Here is an 11969-nt window from a genome sequence, read left to right as displayed (position 1 = left end):
TCGGGCGCCCGTGCCGCCACACGGGCGCCTCCCTCCCTGCTAAGGAGATTCCGTGCGCAGAATCCTCGCCGGAGCGGGCGCCGCCATCGCCCTCGCCGCATGCACCCTGTCCGCCGCCACCCCGGCCGTCGCCGCCGACGCGCCCTATGACGTGCTCGTGTTCTCCAAGACCGCCGGGTTCCGGCACGACGCCATCCCGGCCGGCATCACCGCGATCCAGCAGCTGGGCGCGGCCAACAACTTCACCGTCACCGCCACGGAGGACGCCGCCGCGTTCACGACCGGCAACCTCGCCCAGTACGAGGCGGTCGTCTTCCTCAACACCACCGGCGACGTGCTCAACGACACGCAGCAGACCGCGTTCGAGTCCTACGTGCGCGGCGGCGGCGGTTACGTCGGTGTCCACGCGGCCGCCGACACCGAGTACAGCTGGCCGTTCTACGGCACGCTCGTCGGCGCGTGGTTCTCCTCGCACCCGGCGATCCAGCAGGTCAACTCGAAGACCGAGAACCGGGCCCACCCGGCCACGGCGCACCTGCCGCAGACCTGGACCCGCACGGATGAGCTGTACAACTACCAGAGCAACCCGCGCACCAGCGCCCGGGTCCTGGCCACCCTCGACGAGTCGTCGTACTCCGGCGGCACGATGGGCGCCGACCACCCGATCACCTGGTGCAAGACGATCGACAGCGGGCGCTCGTTCTACACCGGCTTCGGGCACACCCAGGAGTCCTACGCCGACGGCAACTTCCGCAACGAGCTGCTCGGCGGTATCCGGTACGCGTCGAAGCGGGCCAAGGCCGACTGCCGTCCCGAGAGCGGCTACACCGCGATCTACAACGGCGCCACGACCGGCTGGTCGCAGTCCGGCCCCGGCAGCTTCACCAACTCCGACGCGACGCTGACCTCCGTCGGCGGCATGGGCCTGTTCTGGTACAGCGCGAAGCAGTACACCTCGTACTCGCTGAAGGCGGACTGGCGGCTCACCGGCGACAGCAACTCCGGCATCTTCGTCGGCTTCCCGAACCCCGGCAGCGACCCGTGGGTCGCCGTCAACCAGGGGTACGAGATCCAGATCGACGCGACCGACGCCGCCGACCGCACCACCGGCGCCATCTACACGTTCAAGTCCGCGGACATCGCGGCCCGCGACGCGGCGCTCAACCCGGCCGGTGAGTGGAACACCTACGAGCTGCTCGTGGAGGGTCAGCGGATCCGGGTGTACCTCAACGGCACCCAGGTCAACGACTTCACCAACACCGACCCGAACCGCAACCTCGACGGCTACATCGGCATCCAGAACCACGGCACCGGCGACACGGCCTCGTTCCGCAACGTGCGGATCAAGGACCTCGGCGGGAACCCGTCGACCGACGTGACCGTGCAGGCCGAGTCGTTCAGCTCCGTCAACGGCGCGCAGGCGTTCACCAAGGCCGGCGCCAACAACGGCCAGACCCTCGGCTACATCGACCCGGGTGACTGGGCCGGGTACAACGGCGTCAACGTCGGCGGTGCCACGTCCTTCCGGGCGCGGGTCGTCTCCGGTGGCGCCGGCGGCCAGATCCAGATCCGCAACGGCTCGCAGACCGGCACCGTGCTGGGCACCGTCAACGTGCCGAACACCGGCAGCTGGGACACCTACGCCAACGTGACGACCACGCTGACGGGCGTCCCGTCCGGCACCGCGAACATCTTCCTCACGTTCACGGGTACCGGCACCGGCCTCTTCGACGTCGACGACATCACGTTCGTGAAGACCTCGACCCCGCCGACGGGTGTCGGCCCGATCAAGGGCCTCGCCGGCAAGTGCCTCGACGTGCGGGGCAGCGGCACCGCCGACGGTACCCAGATCCAGATCTACACCTGCAACAACTCCGGTGCGCAGACCTGGACCCGCAACGGCCAGACGCTGCGGGCCCTCGGTAAGTGCCTGGACATCTCCGGCGGCGGCAGCGCCGACGGCACGAAGATCCAGCTGTGGACGTGCAACGGCTCCGGTGCGCAGAACTGGGCGCCGAACGCCGACGGGACGCTGCGCAACCCGCAGTCGGGCAAGTGCCTGGACGTGTCCGGCAACAACTCCGCGGACAGCACGGTCGTGCACCTGTGGACGTGCATCGCCGGCCCGCCGGCGAACCAGAAGTGGATCCTTCCGTAACGAACCGCTCGTCAAGGGGCCCTGGGACTTCCCGGGGCCCCTTCCGTTTGGGGTCGGCCGTTAGAAGCCCGCGCCGAAGCCGTCGACCACGCTGAAGAAGCAGGTCGCGGCCGGCGGTGACACCGGCGGGGCGAAACCCGCCTCGCCCGGCAGCGACGGCGTGCCGGCCACCGCCTCGGGCACGTTCACCGTCCAACAAGCTCGCCGACGCCAACTGGTCCTTCCAGCGGGTCAGCGGTGAGGACTACAGCGTGCGGCTGCGGCTGGCCACCCCGGGCACCGTCGACAAGCTGTGCGCGGCCGTCGGCGTCTCCACCCAGGGCATCTACTCGTGCCGCTACGGCCAGACCATCCTGCTCAACCTGCGCCGCTGGCTCAAGGGCATCGACGGGGCACCCGGCGTGGACTTCCACGCCAACACCGTCAACCACGAGATGGGCCACTTCCTGGGCTTCGACCACATGAAGTGCCCCGGCGCCGGCCAACCGGCGCCGATCATGCAGACGCAGACGATCGCGCTGAACGGGTGCACGATCAACTCGTTCCCGTTCACCGCCGACGGGACCTTCGTCCAAGGTCCCTGGGCACCCAGCTGAGCCGTTTACTCAGGCGTTCTTCAGCCGTCTCAGCAGGTCGATCACGTCGGCGTCGTACTCGCGCCACTCCCGGTCGGGTTTGAAGCCGAGCTCCGCGTTGACCTTCAGCAACGGCTCGTTCTCCGTCGCGTTCCACGTCTGCACGTCCAGCAGGTGCGGCTCCGCGGCCCGCAGCTCGAAGAGCATCCTGGCCTTGATCGCCCGGCTGATGCCGTAGCCGCGGTGCGCGGGCACCTCGATCGTGTCGTACTGATCCGCGCGGGTCGGGCGCTGCGCGGGCACCACGACCTCGGTCAGGCCGGCGATCGTGTCGGACGCCTCGTGCACCGCGAGCACGATGTACGGCTTCAGGCCGCGCGCGTGCAGCGTCGCCAGGCTGGCCCGGAGCCGCTCCGCGTCGTAGGAGCTGGGCCGCAGCGCCAGATCCTCCACGACGCTCGCCCTGGCCGCCTCCTTCGCCGCCGCGTAGGCCGCGTAGTGCTGCTCCGGCGGGCCGTCCGGGTGGTATTCGACCCGGTAGCCCGCGCCGATGCCGGCGGCCATCTCACCCAGCCGCAGCCAGTCGACGCCACCGAGGTCGAGCAGGTTGCGCTGCTCGATGAACGCGCACTCGAAGCCGAACGACTCGAAGAACTTGCTGCTCGGCGTGCCGCCGATCACCTCGACCCCGACCGACTCGAAGCCCTCCTCGGCGGCGCGGCGGGCGACCGCGGCGAGCAGGGCCGTGCCGACGTGACCGCGGCGCGCCGCCGGGCGCACCGACAGCTCCAGCACGCCGATCTCCTCCAGCGCGAGCAGGCTCGCGTGGCCGAGGAGGGCACCGGACTCGTCCACGGCCAGCCACGAGGTGCGCCGCTCACCGGGCATCGTCACCGCGAGGTATTCCCGGAACTTGGTGTCGCGCCACGGCGGATCCTCTGGCACGTCATACGCCACGATTTCGTTCAGCGCCCGCAGCACTGTCTCGATCTCGGCCGCGGACGCGGTCCCTGGGTCCCACTCGCGCACCATCACGGAGTCAAGCTTGCCTACCTTTGTGGCTCAGCGGAAGTACCGCGGCGCAGAGCGTGGCCTTCATCTACCCCGTCCGGTCCCGCCGGCCGTAGTCATTCGTGGCGTTGAACACCGCCGTGCGGTATTCGTCGGGCACGTTGTAGGCCCGGATCGCGGCGTTCCAACCCTCCACCGTGGACAGGTCGCGACCCCCTGAGCACAGCAGGGCGGCGGCGGAAAGGGACGCGTCGTCGATGTCGTTGATGTCCGTCACCCCATCGGCGTCGGCGTCGACGCCGATGTCCTTCCAGGTGCTCGGCAGGAACTGCATCGGCCCGACCGCCCGGTCCCAGGTCTTGTCGGTGTCGATCGTGCCGCCGTCGGTGTCCTTGATGGCCTTCCGGCCGCTCTGCCCGTCCAGCGGCGGTCCGACGATCGGCGGCACCGCCTTGCCGTCCTCCTGCAGCAGCGAGCCGTTGGTCCGGCCGTGGTCCGACTCGATCTTCGCGATGCCGGCGAGGGTGGTCCAGGTCAGTTTGCACCCTGGCGTGGTGCGCGCGGTGATCAGCTCCGCATAGCCATACGCCTGCATGGCCACCGGCGGGATCTGCAGTTTCACCGCGCGCGGGCCGGCCCAGGCCGCGAGGACGTCCGACGGGCGCTCGCGGGTGCCGGCAGGCGGGGTGAACGTCGTGGCCGGCGGCGCCGGCACGGGTGCCTCACCGGTCTCGACCGCGCCCGGTGTCGTCGACGGCGGCGGTGCGACGGAGGTGCCGGCCCGCGGCTTGGACACCGCCGGGACCAGGAACCTGCCGGAGGCGAACGCGGCGCCGAGCACCAGCGCGAGCGCGACCCCGGTGATGACGGCCCGGCCGGCCGGGCGGCGCAGCCACGCCCGCAGGCCCTCGAACCGGGCCGCGCGGTGCTGCGGGACATTGACGCCGACCCCGGCCGCCGCCGGGACGGGCTCGCCGGACTCCTTCGCCGCGTGCTTGGGCACGTGGCGCTGCGCGGGGACGGTCGCCGACGGTGCCGTCCAGCCTCCGTCCGGCGCGGCGGGCGGTGCGGCCGGCGCCCCCGGTGCTTCCGGCACGGCGAGTGCTTCCGATGCGGCGGGCGCTTCCGGCGCTTCCGGCACTTCTGGCGTGGCCGGTGCGGGTGTGCTGGTCGTGTCGTTGCTTTCGGCGGTTTTGTGCTGCTTCGCCGCTCTTCTGCCCTGCTTCGGCGGCTCGGCCGGTGCGGGGTCCCCGTCGGGTGCCGGGGGGCGGATCGCGGTCACCGAGCGTGTGTCCATTGTGGTGGGTCGCCGCTCGTCGGACTCTGGACCGCGTTTCTGTGCCACCGGTCGAGTATCCCGCAATTCCCGCACGCGTGTCACCGTCGCCTAACCTGTGGGGATGCCTCGTTATGAGTACCGGTGCCGGGCCTGCGGCGACACGTTCGAAGTCCAGCGGCCGATGAGTGAAGCCAACGCGAACGCCGCCTGTCCGTCCGGCCACGACGACACGGTGAAGCTGCTGTCGACCGTCGCGGTGAGTGGTGGCAACGCCGGAGGCGCCCAACCGCGTCCTTCTGGTGGCGGATGCTGCGGCGGCTCGTGCGGTTGTTGATGCATTGTTACAAGTCGGTTTCGCAATAGTCGCCGTATGGCTTTGATGTTGTGGCCTCGCGTGCCACAACTCTGTAGGTCACGTTGTCGTTACGTCACGCGAAACCCACTCGAGCTTCATCCCCGTATGCTTGCTGACCTGCATGGACCAGCGTCTCATCGACCTTGAGGGTTGCTGGTGGGGACCGTTTCTACGATGTGCGCGACCCCGGGGTGGGGAAACATGGGTCACGCCTGAAAAGGGAGGCGGAGGTTTCACGTGTCGGCGCGGACGCATCTGCCCAGCGGGCTGGTGACATTCCTGTTCACCGACATCGAGGGCTCGACTCGTCTGGCCCAGATGCTCGGCACGGGGTATCGGCCGGTGCTCCAGGAGCACCGGCAGGTGATCCGCCGCGCACTGTCCAAAGCGGACGGTGTCGAGCTGTTCACCGAGGGTGATTCTCTCTTCGTCGCGTTCGCTGACGCCGCCGCGGCGCTCGCCGCCTGCATCGAGGCGCAGCGCGAACTCGCCGCACACGACTGGCCGGCCGCCGCCGACGGCTCCGACGCCCGGCCGAAGGTCCGGATGGGGCTGCACACGGGATTCGCCGAGCCGTACGGCGGGGAGTACACCTCGCCCGAGGTGCACCGCGCGGCCCGGGTCGCCGCCGCCGCGCACGGCGGGCAGGTGCTCTGCTCAGCGGCGACCGCCGCCCGCGTCGGCGAGCTCACCGACGACGCCTACCTGCTCGACCTGGGCCTGCACCGGCTCCGCGGCTTCGACGGCTGCGAACGGATCTTCCAGCTGGTGGCGCCCGGCCTCGACCGCCAGTTCCCGCGGCCGCGCACCATCGACGCGCCCGCGCACAACCTGCCGGTGCAGACGACCCGGTTCATCGGCCGCGCCACCGAACGCGCCGCCGTGCGTGACCTCATCGGCACGCACCGCATCGTCACCGTCGTCGGCGCCGGCGGCGCGGGGAAGACCCGCCTGGCCGTCGAGGCCGCCGGCGAACTGGTCGAGCAGTTCCGCGACGGGGTCTGGTTCGCCGACCTCAGCGCCGTGGCCACCAGTGACCTCGTCGACGTCGCCGTGGCCGCCGCCGTCGGGCTGCGGCCCGAGCCGGGCCGGCCCGTCATCCAGACCCTCGCCGACCACGCCCGCGACCGGCGGATGCTGATCCTGCTCGACACCTCCGACGCGCAGCTGCCCGCCGCCCGCCGGCTCGTGTCGCGGCTGCTGTCCGCCGGCCCGGCGATCACCATCCTCGCGACCAGCCGCGAGCCGCTCGGCCTGGCCGGCGAGGTCGTCTGGCGGATCCCGCCGCTGTCGGTCGAGGCGGCCAGCGGCGGAGGGTTCAGCGACGCCGTCGCGCTGCTCGTCGACCGGGCCTCCGCTGCCCGCGGCGGCCGGCCGGCCGAACCCGGCGACATCGCCCAGCTCACCCGGGTCGCGGAGGCCCTCGAAGGGCTGCCCCTCGCGCTGGAGCTGGCCGCCGCGCGGCTGCGGCTGCTGTCCGCCGCACAGCTCGCGAACCGCATCGACGACGTCCTGGGCACCCTCGACGCAGGGCACGGCGGCCCCGCCGGCTCCGACCCCGCCTCCGCCGAGCCCGGGGACCGGCACAGGACGATGCAGGCGGCGGTCGACTGGTCGTACCGGACGCTCGACGAACGAGCAGCCCGGCTGTTGCGCTGGCTGTCGGTGTTCGCCAGCCCCGTGGACCTGCCCGCCATCGAGTGGCTGCACGACGGCGACCCCCTGGACCCCCTGGCCACCCTGGTCGACAAGTCCCTGCTGCAGGCCGAGGCCGGCGCCACGAACGCGACCTACCGGATGCTCGACCCGATCCGGGCCTACGCCGCCCGGCTGCTCGTCGAGGCCGGCGAGGAGGAGTCGGCCCGGGAGCGGCACGTCGCCTGGTGCCTGCAGGCCGCGCACGACGCCTACCTCGACACCGACGGGCGGCCCGTCACGCTGTCGCTGTACACGCTCGACCCGCTCGCCGACGAGCTGCGGGCCGCCCTGCACTGGACCGTGACCCGTGGCAGCGCCCGGCAGGGCCTCGCCGTCGCCGGCGCGCTGGACCAGTGGTGGCGGGAGCGCGGTCTCGTCCGTGAGGGCCGCATGTGGCTGTTCCGCCTGTACGAGCGGATCAGCGCGACCGGTGAGCCCGTCCCGGACGCGGAGCTCGCCGCCGCGTATCACCTGCACTCCCTGCACGCGGGTGCCGACGGCGAGACGGTCGAGGAGCTGCGCTTCTCACAGCGGGCCGAGGCGGCCGCCCGCCGCGCCGGCGACCCTGGCCTCATCGCCCGGGTCCTCGCCGGCCGGGGCGCGCCGCTGCTGGACCTGGCCCGCTTCGACGAGGCCGAGCGCACCTGCCGGGACGTCATCGCCCTCGCCGACGAGCAGGGGGTGGCGGGCGAGACGCTCTTCGCCGTCTACGCGCTCGCGCAGCTGCTGTGGCGCCGCGGCGCGCTCGACGAGGCCGCCGACCTGCTGGCGTCCGCCCGCACACTGGAGAACTCCCGGCCGATGGAGCGCGGTCGGCGCACCGTCGACATGCTCCTCGGCCTGGTCGCACTGTCCCGCGGTGACCTCGTCGCGGCGCACGACCACCTGATCGTGGCGCTGCGGTCCCGGATGAGCTTCGGCTTCCACCTGCGGGTCTGCGAGACCCTGATGGCGATCGCGGTGCGCTGCTCCCTGGCCGGCGAGACCGAGACCGCGGCGCGCCTGTTCGGCGCGGCCCAGGCGGCGAGGGTGCGGCTGCGCTGCTCGGCCGGCGGGTTCGGCAGCTACTGGACGGATCAGCAGGCCGCGCTGCGGTCCTCCATGGGGGACGCGGACTTCGACGAGGCCTACGCCGCCGGGGGTGCGCTGGGCCTGGAGGAGTCGGTCGCCCTCGCGCTCACGATCGAGCACCCGGACCTGGTCGCCGGCTCGATCCGCTTCTCCGCCGTCGAATAGCCGCGTCCACGCAGTCGACCGTCGAGCGGCGGAGCTGCCGCTGCTACGCCGCGTGCGCGCAGCCGCTGTTACGCCGCGTGCGCGCAGCCGACCGTCGGACAACCGGCACCTACGCCGTCGAGCGGCGGAGCAACCGGCACCTACGCCGGGTCCGCGCCGGCAACCGTCGGATAACCGCACCTACGCCGTCGGACGGCGGAGCAGCCGCTGTTACGCCGTCGAATTGCCGCATCTGCGCCGTCGACCGTCGAAGACAGCCGCACCTACGCCGTCGAATGGCGGAGCGGCCGCTGTTACGCCGGCGGACAGCCGCGGCGTTGCCGTCGAGCGTCGGACAACCGCATCTACGCCGTCGAGCGGCGGAGCAGCCGCTGTTACGCCGCGTCCGCGCCGTCGACCGTCGGACACCCGCACCTACGCCGTCGACCGTCGAATGGCCGCTGCTCGACCGTTGAACAGCCGCTACTGCGCCAGTTCGAAGGACGCGATGTCGATGTGTCGCCGGCCGTTTCACCAACACGATACCCGACCGGGGGAAATTGATCTTCGGCGTCCTCACCGGCCGTAGTCTGCGCTGCTGGGCCCGGTGGCCCAGATGGAGTGGCAGGGCTTCGGAGGGTTACCCCGTTGCGCTGCCACCCCACCTCAGGGAGGGCTCACCGACGTGTCGGTGCGCTACCTCTTCAGACGCGCCGCGTCCGTCGTCGGTTGCCTACAGGATCGTCCAGGTGTCGCCGCTGTTGAGCAGGGCGCCGAGTTCCTCTTCCGGGGTGCCCTTCGCCTTGGCCTTCGCCGCGGTGAGCTGGTCGCGGACCAGGTCGTCGTAAGCGGGCCGGTCCACGGAGCGGAACACCCCGATCGGCGTGTTGCGCAGGTCGAGGCCGGGCAGCCGGGACAGCGCGAACGCATACGCCGGCTCGGCGACGGTCTGGTCGTGCACGACGATCTCGCCGGCCGGCACGGACGCGGTCGGCACCACGGACAGGCCGAAGCCGCCGGGCGGGTGCGTCACCGCCCACTCGCCGTCCTTGCCGAACGTGATCGGCTGGCCGTGCTCGAGCCGGATGATGTAGTCGTCCCTGGTGGACGGGTCCTTCAGCACCTCGAACGCGTTGTCGTTGAAGATGTTGCAGTTCTGGTAGATCTCCACGAACGCCGAACCGCGGTGCTCGGCCGCGGCCCGCAGCACCGACTGCAGGTGCTTGCGGTCCGAGTCGATGGTCCGCGCGACGAAGCTCGCCTCCGCGCCCAGGGCGAGGGAGATCGGGTTGAACGGCGAGTCCGCCGACCCAGCCGGCGTCGACTTGGTGATCTTGCCGATCTCGGACGTCGGCGAGTACTGGCCCTTGGTCAGGCCGTAGATCCTGTTGTTGAACAGCAGGATCTTCAGGTTGACGTTGCGGCGCAGCGCGTGGATCAGGTGGTTGCCGCCGATCGACAGCGCGTCACCGTCACCGGTCACCACCCACACCGACAGGTCGGGGCGGGACACCGACAGGCCGCTCGCGATCGCCGGCGCGCGGCCGTGGATCGAGTGCATGCCGTAGGTGTTCATGTAGTACGGGAAGCGGGACGAGCAGCCGATGCCGGAGACGAACACGATCCGCTCGCGCGGGATGTTGAGCTCGGGCATGAACGACTGGACCGCCGCCAGGATCGCGTAGTCCCCGCAGCCGGGGCACCAGCGCACCTCCTGGTCGGACTTGAAGTCCTTCATCGTCAGCTTGAGCGCCTCAGGCATTCTTGACCACTTCCTCCAGCACCGACTCTAGCTCCGCAGCGGTGAATGGCAGGCCGCGGACCTGGTTGTACGCGATCGCGTCGATCAGGAACTTCGAGCGGATGACGCCGGCCAGCTGACCGAGGTTCATCTCCGGGATGACGACCTTGTCGTAGGCTGCGAGCACCGCGCCGAGGTTCTTCGGCAGCGGCGACAGGTGCCGCAGGTGCGCCTGCGCGATCGGCAGTCCCCGCTGGCGCAGGGCCCGGGCGGCGGCACCGATCGGGCCGTAGGTGGAGCCCCAGCCGAGCACCAGGACGCGGGCGGTGCCGTCGGGGTCCTCGACCTCCACGTCGGGCACCTCGATGCCCTCGATCCGGGCCGCGCGGGTGCGCACCATGAAGTCGTGGTTGGCCGGGTCGTAGGAGATGTCGCCGGTCTTGTCGGCCTTCTCCAGGCCGCCGATGCGGTGCTCGAGGCCGGGCGTGCCGGGCACCGCCCACGGCCGGGCCAGGGTCACCGGGTCCCGCAGGTAGGGCAGGAACGTGGTGCCGTCCTCGCCGTTGGGCTCGGTCGCGAACTCGGTGCGCAGGTCGGGCAGGTCGGCGACCTCGGGCAGCCGCCACGGCTCGGAGCCGTTGGCGATGTAGCCGTCGGAGAGCAGGATGACCGGCGTGCGGTAGGTGAGCGCGATCCTGGCCGCCTCGATCGCGGCGTTGAAGCAGTCGGCGGGGGAACGCGGCGCGATGACCGCGACCGGGGCCTCGCCGTGCCGGCCGAACAGGGCCATGTTGAGGTCGGCCTGCTCGGTCTTGGTCGGCAGGCCGGTGGACGGGCCGGCCCGCTGCACGTCGATGATGAGCAGCGGCAGCTCGAGGGCGACGGCCAGGGAGATGGTCTCGCCCTTGAGCGCGACACCCGGCCCCGACGTGGTCGTCACGCCCAGCGCGCCGCCGTAGGCCGCGCCGAGGGCCACGCCGATCGCGGCGATCTCGTCCTCGGCCTGGACGGTCGTGACGCCGAACTTCTTGTGCTTGCTCAGCTCGTGCAGGATGTCCGAGGCCGGGGTGATCGGGTAGGCGCCGAGGAAGACGGGCAGCTCCGCGCGCACCCCGGCGGCCACGATGCCCAGGGCGAGCGCGGCGTTGCCGGTGATGTTGCGGTAGTTGCCGGCGGTCATCTTGGCCGGCTTCACCTCATACCGCACCGCGAAGTTCTCGGTGGTCTCGCCGAAGTTCCACCCGGCCTTGAAGGCGGCGATGTTGGCGGCGACCAGCTCCGGGCGGGCGGCGAACTTGCGCTCCAGGAAGCGCAGCGTCGACTCGTGCGGCCGCGAGTACATCCACGACAGCAGGCCGAGCGCGAACATGTTCTTGGCCCGCTCGGCGTCCTTCTTCGACACGCCGTGCGTCTCCAGGGCCTTGACCGTCATCGAGGTCAGCCCAACGGGCGCGACGGCCCAGCCGTCGAGGGAGCCGTCCTCGAGGGGGTTGCTGGCGTAGCCGACCTTGGCCAGGTTGCGCTTGGTGAACTCGTCGGTGTTGACGATGATCGAGGCGCCCTTGGGCAGGTCGGCGAGGTTGGCCTTGAGGGCCGCGGGGTTCATCGCCACCAGGACGTTGGGCGCGTCACCCGGCGTCAGGATGTCGAAGTCGGCGAAATGGACCTGGAAACTCGACACGCCCGGCAGGGTGCCGGCGGGCGCGCGGATCTCCGCGGGGAAGTTGGGCAAGGTCGAGATGTCGTTGCCGAGCTGCGCGGTTTCCGACGTGAACCGGTCACCGGTGAGCTGCATGCCGTCGCCGGAGTCGCCAGCGAACCTGATGACCACTCGATCCAGCTGGCGGACCTGCTTGGTCACGTGAGCTGACCTCCTGTTAAAGCCGGCGGGAACTCCGGATGCGGTGGTGCGACCACGTCGTCGAGCCGGCCCGATC

The 11969-nt window shown here is 71.1% G+C and carries 8 protein-coding genes and 1 pseudogene; 4 read left to right on the top strand and 5 right to left on the bottom strand.

All coding sequences use genetic code 11. The annotated features are described in order from the left end of the window. The first annotated feature begins 52 nt into the window (after positions 1-52). A complete protein-coding gene (locus AB0K00_RS31790; RefSeq protein ID WP_363527763.1) occupies positions 53-2158 on the top strand; it encodes a ThuA domain-containing protein in 2106 nt (701 codons plus the stop codon). A gap of 60 nt (positions 2159-2218) precedes the next feature. Here AB0K00_RS31790 and AB0K00_RS31785 read toward each other — a convergent pair whose 3' ends face one another. Continuing rightward, positions 2219-2347 carry a hypothetical protein gene (locus AB0K00_RS31785; protein WP_363527878.1) on the bottom strand — a complete coding sequence of 43 codons (129 nt, stop codon included), beginning with the start codon at positions 2345-2347 and terminating at the stop codon, positions 2219-2221. A 23-nt stretch (positions 2348-2370) separates the two neighbouring features. On the opposite strand from AB0K00_RS31785, the pseudogene AB0K00_RS31780 reads away from it, so the two are divergent. Next, positions 2371-2754 (top strand): annotated as a pseudogene (locus tag AB0K00_RS31780) (DUF3152 domain-containing protein); the annotation flags it as partial. A 9-nt stretch (positions 2755-2763) separates the two neighbouring features. Here AB0K00_RS31780 and AB0K00_RS31775 read toward each other — a convergent pair. Beyond that, entirely contained in the window at positions 2764-3765 is a 1002-nt protein-coding gene (locus AB0K00_RS31775; protein ID WP_363527864.1) for a GNAT family N-acetyltransferase, read from the bottom strand. A gap of 67 nt (positions 3766-3832) precedes the next feature. After that, the gene (locus AB0K00_RS31770; RefSeq protein ID WP_363527760.1) at positions 3833-4840 is read right to left on the bottom strand and encodes a lytic murein transglycosylase; all 1008 of its coding nucleotides are present in this window, start codon (positions 4838-4840) and stop codon (positions 3833-3835) included. A gap of 304 nt (positions 4841-5144) precedes the next feature. Between AB0K00_RS31770 and AB0K00_RS31765 the strand changes: the two genes are divergently transcribed. Both AB0K00_RS31765 and AB0K00_RS31760 read left to right on the top strand, forming a co-directional pair. Then, positions 5145-5357: a zinc ribbon domain-containing protein gene (locus tag AB0K00_RS31765; RefSeq protein WP_363527757.1), complete on the top strand. Its 213-nt coding sequence runs from the start codon at positions 5145-5147 to the stop codon at positions 5355-5357. Between the two features lie 258 nt (positions 5358-5615). Further along, on the top strand, positions 5616-8312 hold the full coding sequence (locus AB0K00_RS31760) for an adenylate/guanylate cyclase domain-containing protein (RefSeq protein WP_363527754.1): 2697 nt from the start codon (positions 5616-5618) through the stop codon (positions 8310-8312). Positions 8313-9024: 712 nt separating this feature from the next. On the opposite strand, the gene AB0K00_RS31755 is transcribed toward AB0K00_RS31760, so the two are convergent. Together AB0K00_RS31755 and AB0K00_RS31750 are read right to left on the bottom strand one after the other, a co-directional pair. Then, positions 9025-10053 carry a 2-oxoacid:ferredoxin oxidoreductase subunit beta gene (locus AB0K00_RS31755; RefSeq protein WP_363527751.1) on the bottom strand — a complete coding sequence of 343 codons (1029 nt, stop codon included), beginning with the start codon at positions 10051-10053 and terminating at the stop codon, positions 9025-9027. Continuing rightward, positions 10046-11893 carry a 2-oxoacid:acceptor oxidoreductase subunit alpha gene (locus AB0K00_RS31750; protein ID WP_363527749.1) on the bottom strand — a complete coding sequence of 616 codons (1848 nt, stop codon included), beginning with the start codon at positions 11891-11893 and terminating at the stop codon, positions 10046-10048. Before AB0K00_RS31750 ends, AB0K00_RS31755 begins: the two co-directional genes overlap by 8 nt. Between the last annotated feature and the right edge of the window lie 76 nt (positions 11894-11969).

The organism is Dactylosporangium sp. NPDC049525, assembly GCF_040676755.1.
In the GTDB taxonomy this organism is placed as follows: Bacteria; Actinomycetota; Actinomycetes; order Mycobacteriales; family Micromonosporaceae; genus Dactylosporangium.
The sequence above is the reverse complement of the archived record's forward strand: the minus strand, read 5'-3'. Positions and strand labels throughout refer to the sequence as shown.

Excerpts from the sequence above, each read along its gene's own strand:
- AB0K00_RS31775 (WP_363527864.1), bottom strand. The coding sequence starts at position 3,765 with ATGGTGCGCGAGTGGGACCCAGGGACCGCGTCCGCGGCCGAGATCGAG.
- AB0K00_RS31765 (WP_363527757.1), top strand. The coding sequence starts at position 5,145 with ATGCCTCGTTATGAGTACCGGTGCCGGGCCTGCGGCGACACGTTCGAA.
- AB0K00_RS31755 (WP_363527751.1), bottom strand. The coding sequence starts at position 10,053 with ATGCCTGAGGCGCTCAAGCTGACGATGAAGGACTTCAAGTCCGACCAG.